Annotated in this window: 13 protein-coding genes; 9 read left to right on the top strand and 4 right to left on the bottom strand. The window is 33.7% G+C overall.

Annotated features, from left to right (window positions below; genetic code table 11):
- The first annotated feature begins 68 nt into the window (after positions 1 to 68).
- From JI750_RS11880 to JI750_RS11905, 6 genes are all read left to right on the top strand, one after another.
- Positions 69 to 2,054: a GAF domain-containing hybrid sensor histidine kinase/response regulator gene (locus JI750_RS11880; protein WP_202001907.1), complete on the top strand. Its 1,986-nt coding sequence runs from the start codon at positions 69 to 71 to the stop codon at positions 2,052 to 2,054.
- Positions 2,055 to 2,129: 75 nt separating this feature from the next.
- Positions 2,130 to 2,495: a response regulator transcription factor gene (locus tag JI750_RS11885; protein WP_202001909.1), complete on the top strand. Its 366-nt coding sequence runs from the start codon at positions 2,130 to 2,132 to the stop codon at positions 2,493 to 2,495.
- Positions 2,495 to 3,709, top strand: coding sequence for a YaiO family outer membrane beta-barrel protein (locus JI750_RS11890; protein WP_202001911.1), 1,215 nt, complete (start codon positions 2,495 to 2,497; stop codon positions 3,707 to 3,709). The genes JI750_RS11885 and JI750_RS11890 overlap by 1 nt, the downstream gene beginning before the upstream one ends.
- A gap of 1 nt (position 3,710) precedes the next feature.
- Positions 3,711 to 4,532, top strand: a complete 822-nt coding sequence (locus JI750_RS11895) for a hypothetical protein (protein WP_202001914.1) — start codon at positions 3,711 to 3,713, stop codon at positions 4,530 to 4,532.
- 12 nt (positions 4,533 to 4,544) lie between these two features.
- Positions 4,545 to 5,975, top strand: a complete 1,431-nt coding sequence (locus tag JI750_RS11900) for a glycosyltransferase family 2 protein (protein ID WP_202001917.1) — start codon at positions 4,545 to 4,547, stop codon at positions 5,973 to 5,975.
- A gap of 5 nt (positions 5,976 to 5,980) precedes the next feature.
- On the top strand, positions 5,981 to 6,610 hold the full coding sequence (locus JI750_RS11905; protein WP_202001920.1) for a response regulator: 630 nt from the start codon (positions 5,981 to 5,983) through the stop codon (positions 6,608 to 6,610).
- Here JI750_RS11905 and JI750_RS11910 read toward each other — a convergent pair.
- Positions 6,607 to 9,555 (bottom strand): sensor histidine kinase, encoded by a 2,949-nt coding sequence (locus JI750_RS11910; RefSeq protein WP_202001923.1) that lies wholly within the window; start codon positions 9,553 to 9,555, stop codon positions 6,607 to 6,609. The two genes, JI750_RS11905 and JI750_RS11910, sit on opposite strands and share 4 nt — an antisense overlap.
- A 224-nt stretch (positions 9,556 to 9,779) precedes the next feature.
- Between JI750_RS11910 and JI750_RS11915 the strand changes: the two genes are divergently transcribed.
- The 3 genes from JI750_RS11915 to JI750_RS11925 all read left to right on the top strand — a co-directional run bounded on the left by JI750_RS11915 (position 9,780) and on the right by JI750_RS11925 (position 11,970).
- Positions 9,780 to 10,334 (top strand): NAD(P)-binding domain-containing protein, encoded by a 555-nt coding sequence (locus JI750_RS11915; protein ID WP_202001925.1) that lies wholly within the window; start codon positions 9,780 to 9,782, stop codon positions 10,332 to 10,334.
- A gap of 132 nt (positions 10,335 to 10,466) precedes the next feature.
- Positions 10,467 to 11,279: a helix-turn-helix domain-containing protein gene (locus JI750_RS11920; protein ID WP_202001928.1), complete on the top strand. Its 813-nt coding sequence runs from the start codon at positions 10,467 to 10,469 to the stop codon at positions 11,277 to 11,279.
- A gap of 79 nt (positions 11,280 to 11,358) precedes the next feature.
- Positions 11,359 to 11,970, top strand: a complete 612-nt coding sequence (locus tag JI750_RS11925; RefSeq protein ID WP_202001931.1) for a DUF417 family protein — start codon at positions 11,359 to 11,361, stop codon at positions 11,968 to 11,970.
- Positions 11,971 to 12,034: 64 nt separating this feature from the next.
- On the opposite strand, the gene JI750_RS11930 is transcribed toward JI750_RS11925, so the two are convergent.
- The 3 genes from JI750_RS11930 to JI750_RS11940 are packed head-to-tail and all read right to left on the bottom strand — an operon-like array spanning position 12,035 to position 17,586.
- Positions 12,035 to 14,458: an ABC transporter permease gene (locus JI750_RS11930; protein WP_202001934.1), complete on the bottom strand. Its 2,424-nt coding sequence runs from the start codon at positions 14,456 to 14,458 to the stop codon at positions 12,035 to 12,037.
- A 1-nt stretch (position 14,459) separates the two neighbouring features.
- A complete protein-coding gene (locus JI750_RS11935; RefSeq protein ID WP_202001937.1) occupies positions 14,460 to 16,871 on the bottom strand; it encodes an ABC transporter permease in 2,412 nt (803 codons plus the stop codon).
- Positions 16,872 to 16,875: 4 nt separating this feature from the next.
- Positions 16,876 to 17,586, bottom strand: a complete 711-nt coding sequence (locus JI750_RS11940; RefSeq protein ID WP_202001940.1) for an ABC transporter ATP-binding protein — start codon at positions 17,584 to 17,586, stop codon at positions 16,876 to 16,878.
- Between the last annotated feature and the right edge of the window lie 8 nt (positions 17,587 to 17,594).

Below are 17,594 nucleotides of genomic sequence, written 5' to 3' on the forward strand. Positions count from 1 at the left end.
AGAATTGCTACTAAATAAAGGGTTTTAGACTAATTTGCTTTACCTTTATACCTTTACTACGCCAAAAAATGAATAAAGATTACCCCATTCCAGAAAACGAACTGCAGCGTTTAGCAGCCCTAAAACGCTATAATATTCTTGACACACTTCCTGATGATGCTTTTGACGATGCAACAAGGCTTGTTTCTTATATCTGTGGTGTCCCAATTGCCCATATTTCTTTTATCGATGAGGATAGGCAATGGTTTAAATCTGAAATAGGAATAGGTGTTTCCGAAGTGCCGCGTGAAATCACTTTCTGTAATTACACTATTTTGGACACTGAAATTGTAGAAATCAATGACACTCATGTAAATGAAAGATTTAAAGACGATCCTAATGTAACAGGCGGATTTAACGTTAGATTCTATGCGGGTGTACCCCTTACAACACCAGATGGTTACAATATAGGAACTCTTTGCGCTATTGATCATGAAGTTAAGGAACTGAATGAAAACCAACGTAATGCGCTTTCTATTATAGCCAAACACGTTATTGCACAGCTGGAATTAGGCACAAAAAACAATCAGTTGTATGCCCAGCGAAAAATTGCCGAGCGGGCTATTTTGGCTAGAGACAGTTTTTTGGCCAATATGAGCCATGAAATCAGAACTCCTTTAAATGCTATTGTTGGTTTTACAGATCTGCTTGCACAGACTGAACTAGACGAAACACAGCGTGATTATATTGAAAGTGTTCAGATTGCTGGAGAAAGATTGCTTTTGATCGTAAATGATATTTTGGATCTTTCTAAAATTGAATCGGGTAATTTAACAATCGAATCCAACCCATTTAATTTAAAGAAAACGCTTAAGCATATTTATAATCTGCTAAAAGTAAAAGTAAAGAGCGATGTCGATTTTAATCTCTTTCTGGATGCTGAAATGCCAGATATGGTTGTGGGCGATCAGGGAAGATTGAGCCAGATTTTGGTAAATCTTATCGGCAATGCGCTTAAATTTACGACAGAAGGAGAAGTTATTGTTTCTGTAAAAAAAATAGAAGAAACAGAAGACAGTTATTCCCTTAAATTTTCGGTTAAAGATACCGGAATCGGAATCCCAAAAGATAAGCTTGAAACTATTTTTGAACGTTTTACTCAAGGAGAAGAAAGTACAACGCGAACATTTGGCGGTACTGGGCTTGGACTTAATATTGTAAAACAGCTGGTTGAACTGCAGAAAGGAGAAGTTCATGTAAAAAGTACTTTAAACCGCGGTTCGGAGTTTTATGTAATTATCTCATATCAAAAAACAAATTTTGAAGAAACTGTAGTAAAAACCGTTTCTAAAAATGATTTAGGACACCTTAAAATATTGCTTTGCGAAGACAATGTTTTAAACCAAAAGCTGGCAAAAAGCGTAATTAATAATTTTGGCTTTGATTTGGATATTGCAAGCAATGGAGAAGAAGGCATTGAACTTTTGTCTCAAAACGAATATGATTTGGTTTTAATGGATTTGCAAATGCCTGTTAAAGATGGCTACCAAACTACAGAATACATTCGTAATGAGATGAACTCTACTATTCCGATAGTGGCCATGACAGCACATTCGCTGGTAGGAGAGCAGGAGCGCTGCTATCAGTCAGGTATGAATGCTTATGTTCCTAAGCCTTTTAAACAGTCTGTTCTTTTAAAAGCGATAAAAACGGTAATGACCCCAGGCAGTGATGCATATCATAGGAGAATTATTGATATGTCTTTTTTGGATGAAATGTCTGGCGGCGATCCCGAATTTAAGAAAGATATGATTGCTCTTTTTATTGAAAAAATTCCAAATCAGGCGACGCTCTTAGAAGAAGCATTTAAGAATACCGATTATGAAAACGTAAAAAAACTGGCACACAACATGAAATCAAGCATGGACATTTTTATGCTCCAAGATTTAAGCAATTGTCTGTCGATTATCGAAGGAGAAGCGTCATCTGGCGAATTTACTGCTGAAACATTAGATAAAGTAAATATTTTCAGCTGCGGAATAGAAGAGGTCGTTAAAATTTTAAAAGAGCTATGATATAAGGGAAATATACAGTAGCTTTATAGTAATGATGAAATAAATTAGTTTGTCCCAAAGAGAAAAAATTAAAAAATGAGAATTATTGTAGCCGAAGATAATGATATCCTACGCAAATCGTTATCTTTTTTCTTAGAATCTAAAGGATTTAGTGTTGACCAGTTTTCTGACGGTAAAGAGGCGCTTGATGCGATCGAAAAAGAAAACTATGATTTGATATTGACCGATATAAACATGCCGGGAGTCAGCGGGATGGAAATTACCCAACACGTTAGAGAGAACCTTAAATCTGATATTCCTGTCATTATACTGACTTCTTCGGGAGTTGAGCAGACTGAGCTTGACTCTTTTGATATTGGAGCAAACGAATTTATTGCCAAGCCAGTAAGTCCGGCCGTACTTTTAGTGAGAATTAATAAACTGCTAAAAACCCGAATCTAATGAAGTTTGTATATTATTCTATTTTCCTGCTTTTTATTTCCTCTATTGCAATTGGACAAGAAATCAACGTAGATGAAGCTTTGGCAAATGTTAAGCGCGAAGTCGAAAAAGGAAATTTCGATAAAGCCTTATCTATTATTGAGCCGTTGCGTGCCAAATATCCTGAAAACGAAGACATACAAACTTACACAGGACGCATTTACAGCTGGAAAAAAGACTATAAAACTGCTATAAAGATCTTGTCTCCAATGGCAGACAGAAACAATCCGAATCCAGAAGCTTTACAAGCGCTTACAAACGTTTATTTTTGGACAGAAGATTACGAAAAATGTATTTTGTATTGCGATAAATATCTTGCGATCGATCCAAAATCGGTTGAGATTTTGAAGATTAAAGCAACTTGTCTGGAGAAACTAAACCGCGATCAAGAAGCATTAGATTTAATAGATAAAGCATCTTATATCGATAACAGCACGCAAGCCTTTAGTGGAATACGCACGCTTATCGGACGCAAAGCAAAAAATACAGTTTCAGCTTCTTACCTAAATATTTCGACTTCAGATCCAGGACAGCAACCATTTCATTACGGATATGTTGAGTATTCGCATAAATTCAGCAAATCGGCAATCGTAGGAAGGGCAAATATTGGAAATATCGGCAGCGAAACTCAAATGCTTTTTGAAACCGATTTTTATCAGACCTTTTCAAACAAAAGCTACTTGTACGCAAACGCGGGTGTTTCTACAGGAGAAACTATATTTCCTGTTGCCAAAGCTGGTTTAGAATATTATTTTAAGCCACAAAAACATTTTGATTTTTCGCTTGGAGGAAGATTCATGCATTTTGACACAGACGATATTACACTGCTTACAGGACAAGTAGCCTATAATGCCGGAATTTACAGTTTTGCTTATAGACCTTATTACGATATTTCGAACGAACTTTTTTCTCATGTTTTAAGCGTTCAGCGTGTAAATGAAGAAAAGGAACGCCTTATTAGATTAGAATTGCAATATGGAAATGTTCCTTATTTGTATCTCTACAATAATTTTACGCAGCCATTAAAAGCATATCGTGTCGGACTTCAATATCAGCATCGTTTTGGAGATTCGTTTTTTGTGCGTCCGATTTTCCTTTACGAATATGAGGAATATATTCCTAGTGAATATAGAAACAAGTTTAATGTACAGCTAATTGTAACAAAACGTTTTTAGGATGATAGAATTCTGGGAACTATATAAAAACGGCCAATGGGAAGTACCTTTTCTTACGTTCTCCATTTATCTGTTTGTAGCGGCCTCACTTATTCTATATCTTATTATTGTTGCTAGCAGAAACGGTAAAATCAAAAAAGAACGCCTTACCAAAGAATACAGTGTAGTGATAGACAAAATAATGTCAGATGTCGTTTTTGAAGAAATTCCTTTTACCGAAGTAAAAAAAGACAAAAACTTTCTAGTTCTTTTTGATACTTCTTTCTTTAGAGAAGTTTTGACAGATTCGCTTATCAATCTGCATAAAAATTATGAGGGTGTTTATGCTCAAAAATTAGAGCAGTTTTATAAAGATTCTGGATTGATAAAAGATTCATTTAAAAAACTCAAAAGCCTAAAATGGGAAGTAAAGTGTAAAGGAATCACCGAATTATCAGAATTTAACATCAAAGAAGCATTCGATCAGATTATTGTTTATTCTAAAGCCAGAAAAAAGACTTTAAAAATTGTGGCAATAAATGCAGCAATTAAACTTGAAGGAACCGAAAGCATAAAGTATTTAGTAGAACATTCAGATCCTATTGACGATTGGATGCAACTGAATATTATTGGCGCTTTCAAAAAACATGATATTGGCGATACAGAAGGAATTGAGCATTTGTTGGAATCTCAAAATATGACGGTGGTTACACTTGGATTAAAACTGATAAAAGAGCTTAAATTGTCTCAGAAAGTTCCTCATGTGGCGCAATTGGCAGCTCAGACAACCAACACTATTATTAAGTATGAAGCGCAAAGTATTTTGCAGACCTTAACAGCATAATATTATAAGAAAATGACTTTTTTTAATACAGAAATAACGTGGTTTTTGGATGTATATATACTCCTGATTCTTGGTTACGCCATACTAATCATGTCTTCTTATTTAATATTGGCTTATCTTTCTACAAAAGAGCTTAGAAAATATCTTAAGCGAAACAGTTTTGTTGATTATGATGTATTGTTAACCAGCGAATTTGCACCTAAACTTTCGCTCATCGCACCTGCGTATAACGAAGGTCTTACGATCGAAGAAAATGTAAAATCGTTGCTTTCGCTGAATTACAACAATTATCAGGTAATTGTGGTCAATGATGGAAGCAAAGACAATTCGATGGAAATCTTAACCAAAACCTACGATTTGGTTTTGACCGATTTGGAATTTCATCCGAAAATTGAAACCAAAAAAATCAGAGGAATTTATACTTCAAGAAATGCAGCTTTTAAAAAACTGATTGTTGTCGATAAAGAAAATGGAGGTAAAGCCGATGCCTTAAATGTCGGACTTAATATTGCCCAAAACCCTTATGTGGTTTGTATAGATGTCGATTGTATCTTAGATAAAGATTCGCTTTTAAAACTCGCAAAACCATTTTTAGAATCGTACGGAAAACGCATTATTGCAACTGGAGGTGTGGTGCGAATTGCCAACCAATGTGTGATTAAAAACGGACGCTTGGTTGAAGTGAATGTTCCAGATGTGATGCTGTCGAGAATTCAGGTTTTAGAATACTTAAGAGCTTTTCTTTTAGGAAGAATGGCGTGGGGAAAACTAGACGGATTACTGCTGATAAGCGGTGCATTTGGGGCTTTTGACAAAGAAATAGCCATACTTTCTGGCGGTTACAGCACCAAAACGGTCGGAGAAGATATGGAACTGATAGTAAGAATGCGCCGTTATATGTTGGATAATAAACTGTCTTATTCAGTAAGTTACATTCCAGACCCACTTTGTTGGACCGAAGCGCCTGAAGATTTCAAAATATTCAAAAAACAGCGCTCCCGCTGGATGAGAGGAACAATAGAAACTTTGAGCATTCACCGCAGAATGTTTTTAAATCCGAAATATAAACTGCTAGGAATGTTGAGCGTGCCATATTGGACCTTATTTGAATTTCTAGCGCCTGCAATAGAATTTATTGGTTTGGTCATTACTGCTGTATTTATACTATTTGGTCTTTTAAACTGGCATTTTTTCTTTTTACTGCTGCTTTTTGTGTATACCTTTGCAGTGTTGTTTTCGGTGATTGCATTGTACAGCGAAGAGAAAACCTATCACAAATATCCAAAACAAGCTGATTTTTTTAAATTACTAATGGCGGCTTTTATTGAACCGTTTTACTTTCATCCGCTTACCGTTTATGCAGCGTTAATTGGTTATAAAGAAAAAATGATGGGAACCAAAGGCTGGGGCGAAATGACAAGAAAAGGATTTACCAAGAAATAGTGGAGATGACGAAGAAGATTTTAATAGTAGATGATCATTTGGTAGTGCGTAATGGAGTTGCCATGATTTTGGAACGGCAATTTGAAGATGTTGCCATTTCGAATGCCGAAAATTTCTTTGAAGCGATCACACTTTTAAAAAATCTTCCTTTTGACTTAGTGATTTTAGACATTAATATTCCTGGTGGAAAAAATACAGATATGATAACCGATATCAGAGCCATTCAGTCCGATGTCAAAATATTGGTTTTCTCTGCTCACGAAGAAGAACAATATGCATTAAAATACCTTTCTTCTGGCGCAAACGGTTATGTAGACAAACTGTGTAGCGAAGAAAAAATCATGTTTGCCATTACTTCAATTTTCGAATCGGGAACCTATATTTCGTCTGAACTGGTAAGTAAATTGGTAAATGTTCAGACTAACAAAAAGACTTTAAATCCGTTGGAAAGCTTATCCAAAAGAGAACTTCAAATTGCAGATTTACTGGTTGAGGGAAATGGCAATTTAGAAATTTCAAACAAACTCAATATTCATATGTCGACTGTGAGCACTTATAAAGCACGAGTTTTTGAGAAATTAAAAGTCAATAACTTGGTAGAACTCATTAATTTGTACAAAACTTTTAAAAGCTAGTTGTACTCAACCATAATCTCAATCGTAGTTCCTTTATCAATATCACTAATAATATTGATGTTTCCTTCAATTAGAATAAGAAGTTCAATAATCATGTGAAGTCCGAGATGATAATTTTTTGAAATCGGATTTTTATAAAAATTGTGATAATAATCAATAAGCTCTTTGCTCATTCCTTTTCCATTATCAATAATTTTTAAAGTTAGAATATTATTCTGAGTAGTGCATAATAGTGCAATTCTTCCGTTTTTGGTGTTTTTTATGGCATTATCAATCAAATTATGAATAATGATCGAAAGCGCTTTTTTGTTTGTTTTCACAAATAGAGCCTTAGGTACATTATTGATAATGACATTGTTTTCGGCTTCTGCAATCTTTTCAAAAATCTGAATACTTTCTTCGATTAGTTCATATAAAGAATAACATTCATCTTCTAATTTTTTTCCTTCAATAAAAATAGAAGAGTACTTGATAAGATTTTCAACATACTCATACAATTGAGAAGTTGATGTTTGCAAAGTTCCTAATTGCTGTTTGAGTTTTGGGTCTTCTTGTATCGTACTGTTTTCAAAAAGATGTTTTATAGAAGAAGACAAGAATTTCAACGGACTTTTGATGTCGTGGCTCATGCTTTTAACCAACATTTCGTGTTGTTTAATTTCTTGTTTTAAGTTGTTCTCTGCTTTTTCTAGTTTTTTAACGGTGGAGGCTAATTTTTTTGTTTTTTTGGCGATTACTTTTTCCAATTGCATTCTTTTCATTCTTTGATAATACAATCTTATATGCCAAAGTGAAATTACAAAACCAGCGGTTAGAAAGCAGCAAAGAATTGCAAACCAGATGGTCTGATAAAATTTTGCAGGCACAACAAGAATTACAGTTTTGTAAGCATAATTGGCATCAAAACCAGACAAACTTCTAAAAGTAAGTTTGTAAGTTCCTGGCGGCAGCGTAGTAAAAGATATCGATTTATCGGCTCTCAGCCTTTCCCAGCGATCACTGCCAATTTTGTCCATTCTCGCTTCGATAGTCAGGTTTTTAGGATTTCCATAGTAAGGATAAGAAACCACAAAACTGACTCTCTGAAAATTGTTTTTTAAGACGATAGTGTCTTTTGGCAAAAGTGTTTTCTGGTCCAAAACAACTCTGTCAATAAAAAGATCTTTGCTAGGCAATAAGGGAGATACTTTATCAGGATTGAAAAAAACAATTCCATTCATAGACGGAAAAGCGATATTGTTATTTTTAAGAAGATTGCCGCATGGCTGACATCCACCATTAAATTCATTAATCAGGAAACCGTCCGATCTATTATATTGATGATAGTATATTACCGTATTTTTATTTTTAGAATAGTTGAGCAATACTTTTCTTGAAACCTGAAAAAGCCCTTTGTTGGTTGATATCCAAAAAAAGCCATTTTTGTCTTCAATGATGCAATGCGATGTGTTAAGAGAATATTCTTCGTCTACAGGAAAAGAATGTAAAACATTATTGGAATACAGATAAAAACCTTTTTCGTATGTAGTGAACCATAGTTTCTGCTGGCTGTCGATAAGAATACTTCTAATGCTTAATTTTTCTGTATTTTTTTTAAAGTGTATTTTTTGAGTTTTTAAATCGTATTCAAATAAACCTTGATCTCCACCCAAATAAAGCACATTTTTGAGCTGAACAATATAATTTATGTTCTTTTTAAAAACAGCTTTTAGCGTTATCTTTCCATTTTTTATAGCATACAATTTAGGTTTATGAAATTCATCTATACCCATAGAAACCCAAATAGTATTACTGTTATCCTTGAATATGGTTTTCGGATTTTGGTTAAAACGATAAGTAAGATGTTTTTTGTAGCCCGATTTTTTTAGATAACAAAGCACATTTAAACCTCGGCTGATCCATATATTTTTTTCATCGTCAAGAGCAATATTCAAGCGTTCCTCCAAAAAAACACTTTTAGGAAAAGGAATACTGTCAATAACCTTTTTGTCATTAATAACTAAACCTTCGGAAGTGACAATCGTACTATCGGTAAAAGCTTGTGCGGCATAATACACTTCGGCTCTTCCTGTATTTTTGGTTATCGATTTAAAAGCAGGAAAGGAAATGATGCACAATCCATTTGTACTGCTTCCCAAGTATAGGTTTTTATTTTTTTGATCGAAATAAATTGCAATAATATTGCTGGTTTCAAAATCTTTGTATTCTACAATTAATTGTGCTTTTAACTCGCCATTTTGATTTTTTAGCTGATATATTTTATTTTTTACGCAAAGAAAAATCTGCCCAGTAGTAATATTCCAAAATAGTTTGCGATTGTTTATTGATGCTGATATATTTAACTTTCCAGACGATGTACCTTTTTGCGAGAAAGAGTGATAGTTACCATTTTCTGTGAGGTAAAAGAGAGAATTGTTTAGAGCAAAAAAATTAAAAACATTATCATTTTTAAATGAAATTTTAGAAATGGTTTTCATTTTCGAATCGCATAATTCCACCATTTCATTATCTACGAAAAATATATTTCCAGTTGATAATTTAATATAATAAGGTTCATGTTGATTGATGGTATAGTTTGAAGGAAGCCCGTCGTGAAAAAAGAAACGTCTGCCGTTTCGGTCTAAACTAGAACGAGGAGCATTTCTTTTAAGTATTTGAACCTTGGCATTTCTAATAAAGACAAGTTCTTTTTTACTCTCGTTATAACTTGTAAGACTATCTTTTTCTATACTTCCAAAAATATCAGTAAAACGATTGTGCTCTAGCGAGGTGTTTGAAGAATTGAAAACAAGAAAATTATTTCCGTCATAACGCACAATACCATTTTCAGTCGTCATCCATATAAAATTATGTTTGCCCTGAACGATTGCCTTTATGCTATTCTGCTGCAGTTCATTATTATCCGCAGTGTACCATCTGGCCTTGTAGTTTTGTTGGCAGACCATTTTAGTTGTCATTAGCAGCAACAAAAAACAACCATAACGAAAAGAAACAAAAGCCGTCATTTTAGACATCGGACTAATTTTATATGATACAAACTTATAAAACATAAATCAGAAATTGCCGTTTGTAGTTTTAAATCTACAACGATGTAGATGTATTGGTACAGCCATAAAGGGCTTTGTAAGGGTTTGTAACGCTATATTTGTTTAAAAGGTTAACAAAAAAGATGAGGATAGGAGTAATTGGTTTATGCAGTTTTACAATGGATTTTGTGAATAGAGCAGTTGAGGCTGGACATCAGGTATTATTGAGTTCTACCCGAGAAAATCGGCAGTTTCAGGATCTGGCTAAGAAAATGGGAGAAAATGTAAAATTAGTAAGCAGAAACGAAGCTGTAAAAGCCAGTATTTTGATATTATTTGTTCCTCGAGAAGATGTTGGATTATTTCTGACGGACTTGCCAGATATGAATGAAAAAATAATAATTCATGAGAGTAACCCAATTTTTAGCTTAGAATGTTTGAGGCCAAATGCAAAATCATCGGGTGAAATGATCGCATCGCTTTTGTCAGAATCTCATGTTATAAAGGTCCTTAATATAGTTAATAAAGAAGTTCTTTCTATGATAAACCAAAAACAGGACGGCAATGAAATATTTTATACAGGATTGAATAAAGAGGCAAAAAATAAAGCAAAAGCATTTTTTAAAAGCCTTAATCTTGCTGGGGTCGATTTTGAAGAATTGTACCAACTTCCAATGCATTCTTGTTTCATGAATTAGAAAATATATTACGAAACCAGCTTTGAATAATTAGAATTGTTCAATCCTAAATGTTCCCAGAAAAGCTAACTTTCTGGGGCATTTTTTTTGGTTTAAATTGTGCAATAGGCCGTTTTGCGTTAATTTAGTAAAATGAAAATCGAACTGAAACAATCTTCTTTTCTTGAAAAGGAAATCAACGAGCCTTATTACAACATTTTGATGTTTGATGGAGAAGCTTTATTTTCTGTCGATTTAACTGATTACGAATGCAAAGGAAAATGTCTTTTGTTTTTAACGCCATATCAATTATTACAGTGGAAAAGTTCGACAGCACCTTTCATCAATATTCTAAGTTTTCATGGGGATTTTTATTGTATTGAATACCATAAAAAAGAAGTGGCATGCAACGGAATTTTATTCAATGATATTTATAACGAACCTTTTGTAACGGTTTCCGATTTTATTTACGAAGAAATCACGAGTATTATCGAACGAATGAAAAGGGTAGAAGACTCAGAACTCGATTATGATAACTCAATTCTAAAATCGTATTTGCAAGTTATTCTAGCCTTAAGTAGCAAAGAAAAACAGCTGAAAATGCCACCTCAGATTCAGGAATCTATTGGAAACGCCGATATTTTGAAGTTTCAGCGTTTATTGGATACACATTTTCTGGAAGCAAAAGAAGTAGCTTTTTATGCATCTAAATACAATTTGAGTGTGAATACTTTCAGTAAAAGAATCAAAAAGCATTTCGGAAAATCGCCTTCTCAGCTTATTCAGGATCGCATTGTTTTGGAAGCTAAGAAACTACTGCATTTGACAACCAAAACGATAAAAGAAATTGCAGACGATCTTAATTTTGAAGATGAGTTTTATTTCAGCCGTTATTTCAAAAAAAGTGTAGGCATTTCTCCTAAAGAATTCAGAAAAGAAGTCGGTATTTCTATAGTGGCAAAATAGTCCATGAAAACTCCTTTACGTCCATTTTTATTCAGATAGCTCTAAGGTAATTTTGATGTGTATCAAAAACATAATCAAAATGGAAAAAATTATAAGATTTATTGCTGGTGGACAAAATAACTTTATTCACTTTTTAAGAATTGCCATATTTGTTGTAATGGCATGGATTGGCGGATTAAAAGCCTTTAAGTATGAAGCTGACGGAATTGTTCCACTTGTTGCTAATAGTCCGTTTATGAGTTTCTTTTATAAAGATGCCAATAAACAAGTTTTGAATGAGGATGGTAAAACCGTAAAAGCCTACACACTTTACAAAAATGTTGAAGGAAAAACTGTTGAGAAAAACATCAAATGGCACGAAGCAAACGGAACTTATATTTTCTCTTACGGATTAGGAACTGTTATTGTCACTATAGGTTTATTGGTTCTTCTAGGAATTTGGTTTCCTAAAATTGGTTTTGTGGGCGGACTTCTAACATTCGGAATGGCATTTGTAACCTTATCATTTTTAATAACAACGCCAGAAGTTTACGTTCCGAATTTGGGCGGAGATTTTCCAACACCAGAATTTGGTTTTCCATATCTTTCTGTAGGAGGCCGTTTGGTTCTCAAAGACATTATCATGATGAGTGGCGGATTGATTGTAGCTTCAGATAGCGCAAAGAAAATTTTAAAAAGATTTTACGCTTAATAAAAAATAAAAAAGCTGTGCAAGGGCTCAGACTTGCACAGCTTTTTAACTAAACTTAAACTAATTACTCATATTTTAAATACTTCAGCACATCTACTTTTGTTGCCTGATAGGCTTTTGCTAAAACAATGCATAATGTTAGAAATAATAAAAGCAAAAATGAAAGTAGAAACGGCAGCAGCGGAATTTCGATTCTAAAGGCAAAATTATTCAGCCATTTCTGCAATAAAACATAGGCAGGAAATACAGCAATAAGAAAACCTATTGCACAATACACTACATATTGTTTAGACAGTTCTTTCAATAAGATATTGGTCTCTGCGCCCAAAGTTTTTCGAATCGCAATTTCTTTCATTCTTCTTTGAATGGAATAAGATGCGAGAGCAAAAAGTCCAAAAAGGGCAATAAGAATCACAATAACATTGAGCAGAGAAAAAAGATTCTTCTGTTTTACGTAAGATTCGTAAGTTCGAGCGTATTCCTTATCGGCAAAATCATATTGAAAAGGATATTCGGTATCGACCTTTGTTTTCCAGAATTTTTCAATTTTAGCAATAGAGCTTTGAATTTGATCTGCTTTCAATTTTACGTAAATGCGATTCATTTCGTTAGCCATATCCAGAGATTTTATATGATAAAAAGTAATCGCCGGAACATCGACTTCTGGACTTAATAGATTAAAATCTTTTACCACGCCAATAATCCTCATTTTCTGATTTCCAATTTTGATCTCTTTACCAATTGGATCTTTTATCTGCATTAAACTCAATGATTTTTCATTAACTAAAACAGAATTTATAGTGTCTGAAGCTATATTTGGACTAAGATTTCTGCCTTTTATTACTTTTATATTAAGCAGATTTAGCATGTCATAGTCAAGCCCGATGGCTTTTTGTTTGAAAAGCACATCTTGATACCAAATTGGCCATTGCGAATCGTCGGCTCCGTCAAAAGAAAGAAGACCGGTTGAAACATTTTCAACGCCTTTAATTTTTGAAAGTTCTTGTTTTATAGTGTTATATCTTTCAAAAATATTCTTTCCAACATTTTCTCCCTGATAATAGGAAGACGGAAGATTTAATGAAATTGCCATAACCTGATCGCCTTTAAAACCAAGATCTTTGTTGTTTAGATATTTAATTTGCTGATAGACAATTACAGAACCAATAATAAAAAAGGACGCAATGGCAAATTGAAAAATCAGCATTCCATTTCTAATCCAAACGCCGCTTTTACTTCGAGCATAATTGCCTCTTAAAACTTTTAAAGTCTCAAAATTAGCAACATATAAAGCAGGAAATATTCCAGCAAAAACAATGGTTATAATGAAAACTAGTATTAATTGAAGATAAAATTGACTTTCGACTATTCTTAGATTTTTTTCTAAAAAAGAATTGTAATAAGGAAGTGCAATTTCTACAATCATTAACGCTAATAAAACCGAAAAAGCAGTCATCAAAACGGTTTCAAAAATGAATTGCCAAACAATCTGGTTTTTGGAAGCGCCCAATACTTTACGAACTCCAACTTCCTTAGCTCTTTTAATCGAATTTGCCGTTGCCAAATTGATATAGTTGACAATAGACAGAATAAGAATTAAAACTGACAAGCATGCCATAATTACCAAAAACTGATAATTTCCTCTTCCTTCAGGATAACCGTCGGTTACAGAATGCAATCTGGCAGATGAAAGTGGTTCCATCAAAACCTTGAAACTTCCCATTTTCTTGACCATTTCTGCAGGTGTAAAACCCGCTTGTTTGGCGGTTCTTACAATAACCTCGTCATAAAACACTTGATCCAGCATTTTTCGAGTAGATTCTACTTTTGATGGATCTTTTAGTTTTACTAATACTTTTAGAACAAAAAGACCCGGATTTTTAGCAGGATCTGCCAAGTCTTTCATGCGGTTTATCACTATGTTTGGTGCGATCGATGAGTTTCCAGGAATGCGATAAACACCTGAGATTGTAAACGTAGAATCCAAACATTTGATTTGTTTGCCTATCGGATTTTTATTTCCAAAAAATCGCTCTGCAAATTTCTCTGAAATAGCAATACTATTTTCGTCTTTTATAGCCGATTTGGCATTTCCATATATAAATTCAAAAGGAAAAAGAGAGAAGAAATCTTTTTCGGCATTTATGATTTTGTCTACAAATTCCTTTTGTCCATTGTAAACCACTTTATCTTTTTGATACCATTCATCTGCAAAAACAACAGCTTCTACGTTGGGATCATTTTCTAAATGAGGTTTTAAACGCACAGGATTATTTGCAGTAACTGGCATATCACTTAATTGCGCTAATATCTGATAAACATGATCTTTTTCTGGATTCCAGGCATTATAGCTGTGTTCGTCGTTCCAGTACAGAAGCGCAAAAATTAAACCTGAAATTCCTATTGATAATCCGAGAATATTGAGTGCAGTAAATAATCTACTGTGTTTTATTTGATAGATAAATATATTGATCCAGTTTCTTAGCATATTATTCGTATTTCAAATATTTTAAAACATCTACTTTGGTCACTTGATAGGCTTTTGCTAAAACTATGGTCAATGTTAAAAATAACAGCGAAACAAAAGCAACTAGAAAAGGCAGGAACGGAATATCGATTCGAGAAGCAAAATTCTCTAGCCATTTCTGCATTAATAAATAAGCAGGAACAATTCCGATTAAGAAGCCTATTACACAGAAAATAACATACTGTTTAGACAGCTCTTTTAGCAAAATATTGGTTTCAGCGCCAAGCGTTTTTCTGATGGCAATTTCGCGTAATCTTCTTTCCATAGAAAAAGAAGCCAAAGCAAATAATCCGAAAACGGCAATTAAGATTACCACAATATTCAGTAAAGCAAACAAGTTTCTCTGATCTTGATATTTTTTATAAGTTCTCGCAAAGTTTTTATCTACAAACCCATACTCAAAAGGATATTCTTGATCGACTTTAGATTTCCAGAATTTCTCAATTGTGGCGATAGTTTGGGGCATTCCTTCAGCCGATATTTTAACCGAAATAAATCGTAAATAATCTTCCATCCACGGTACAGATTTAATGTGAAAGAAAATCATAGGCGCCACATTATATTCCAATCCGATGTAATGAAAATCTTTGACAATGCCGACAACTTTATATTTTTGACCACCAAAAGTAATTTCTTTATTTATTGGATCTTTTACCATTAGCGTTTTTGCCGCAGTTTCGTTCAATAAAGCACTTGTAATACTATCAGTTGCCAATTTGCTGTTTAAATCTCTTCCTTTCACTATTTTGATTCCCAGTAAATCTAACTGTCCAAAATCAAGTCCCAATTGCTGCGTAATAACTTCTTTATTAGATTTATAATGAAGCCCTTGCCAAGAATTTTCATTGCTTCCAATAGAAAAAGCTCCAGTAGAGACCGCTTCAACACCTTTTATTTTTGAAAGTTCTTGTTTAATTGTTTTATATCGATCGTACTGAACTTTTCCTTTTACAGGTCTAAAAACAATATCCATAACTTGCGCGCCATCAAAACCTAGATCTTTGGCAATCATATAATTTACCTGTTTGTGAACGATAAAAGAGCCTATGATAAAAAGCGTCGCAATCGAGAATTGTAAAACCAGCATTCCGTTTCTAAGCCAAACGCCACTTTTACTTCTTGAAAAGTTTCCTTTCAGTACTTTAAGTGTTTCAAAATTTGAAATGTATACCGCTGGAAATATTCCCGAAACGATAATTACAAAGAAGAAAATCAAGATAAGTTGTAAGTAAAATTGAGTTCCGATAAGCGTTAAATCCTTTCCTAAAAACGAATTATAAAATGGTAGTGAAAGTTCAACAATTACCATTGCTAACAAAACAGAAAATAAAGTTATAAGCGTGGTTTCAAAAACAAATTGCGCAATAATTTGATTTTTCGAAGCGCCAATAATTTTGCGCACGCCAACTTCTTTAGCTCGTTTCACCGCATTTGCCGTTGCCATATTGATATAATTGACAATCGATAATAGTAAGATTAAAATCGATAATCCCATCACGATTTTCAAGAACTGTAAATTGGTATTTTGTTCAGGAAAAGCATAATTTCCTTGACGAAGCCTTGATTTAGAAAGCGGAAACAGTCTTGCTTTTATCGGGTCTCCGTATTGTTTAATGAATTCATCGAGCGAAAGTCCAACTTCTTTTGCTTGTTGTTTATAGTTTTTTTCAAGGAAAATTTGATCTAAGTTTTTAATTACGGCAGTTGTATCGCTTTGTTTTTTTAGCTTTAACATTAATCCATAACTAAAGCCCCAATTGTCTTTGTTGCTTTCTAGTTCGTCCTCTACAATAGGAGTGATGACATCAGGCAATATAGACGATTTTTTAGGCATTTTGTATACACCGCGAATAACAAATATTTTATCCGCATATTTTACTTGTTTCCCCATCGCGTTTTCATTCTTGAAAATCCTAGCGGCGGAGGCTTCTGAAAGTGCCATACTGTTGCGATCATGAAGAGCTGTTTTGATATTTCCTTGAACAAATTCAAATGGAAAAAAAGAAAAGAAACTTCTTTCAGCAGAAAAAATCTTATCAAACAATTCAATTTTTCCCCTGTACTGAATTGTTTCTGTCGTATAATTTATTCTGTAATAGCAGTATTGGTCTAAATAAGGAGTAGTTGCATTTAACGTTCGAGCTGTAATAGGAGAATTTGTCGTCCAGATATTTCCGCCACCAAAATCGTTCATTACACTGAAAATTTTATCTTTCTCAGGATTCCATTGATCATAAGAATGTTCGTCGTTCCAGTATAGAATTGCAAAGATTAAACCTGCAATTCCTATACTTAAACCCAATATATTAAGGGCTGTAAAAAATTTGTTGTTCTTTATATGATAAACAAATATGTTTGTCCAATTTTTTAGCATGACCTTAGTAGTTTGAATTTACCAAAACATCAACATTTCTATGATTTACTTTTTCCGAAAGGATTTCGCCATCTTTCATTAAAATAGTTCTTTGAGAAAAAGAAGCATCATAATCGGAGTGCGTTACCATCAAAATTGTCGATCCGCTGGCATGAAGATCGGTTAGTAATTCCATTACTTCGTTACCGTTTTTACTGTCTAGATTTCCTGTTGGCTCATCGGCCAAAATAATTTTCGGGTTATTGATTAAAGCTCTCGCTACGGCCACACGCTGCTGCTGTCCGCCCGAAAGCTGTTGCGGAAAATGTTTCAATCTATGAGCTATTCCTAAGATTTTTGCCATTTCGTTTACTCTTGATTTTCTTTCGGCAGAAGGAACATTGCTGTAAATTAAAGGAAGTTCGATATTATCAAAAACTGATAATTCGTCAATTAAGTTAAAGTTCTGAAAGATGAATCCGATGTTTTCTTTTCTGGTTTGCGATTTCTGTTTTTCCTTTAAACCAACCATTTCCTGATCTAGAAGCTGGTAACTTCCGCTTGAAGCACTGTCTAAAAGTCCAATAATGTTCAATAAAGTAGATTTTCCGCTTCCAGACGGTCCCATAATAGAGACAAAATCGCCTTGATTGATGGTTAACGAAATTTCACTTAATGCTTTAGTTTCTAATTCCTCAGTTCTAAATACTTTTGAAAGTTTTGTAATGGTAATCATAATTTGAC

The organism is Flavobacterium tagetis (assembly GCF_016735615.1).
In the GTDB taxonomy this organism is placed as follows: Bacteria; Bacteroidota; Bacteroidia; order Flavobacteriales; family Flavobacteriaceae; genus Flavobacterium; species Flavobacterium tagetis.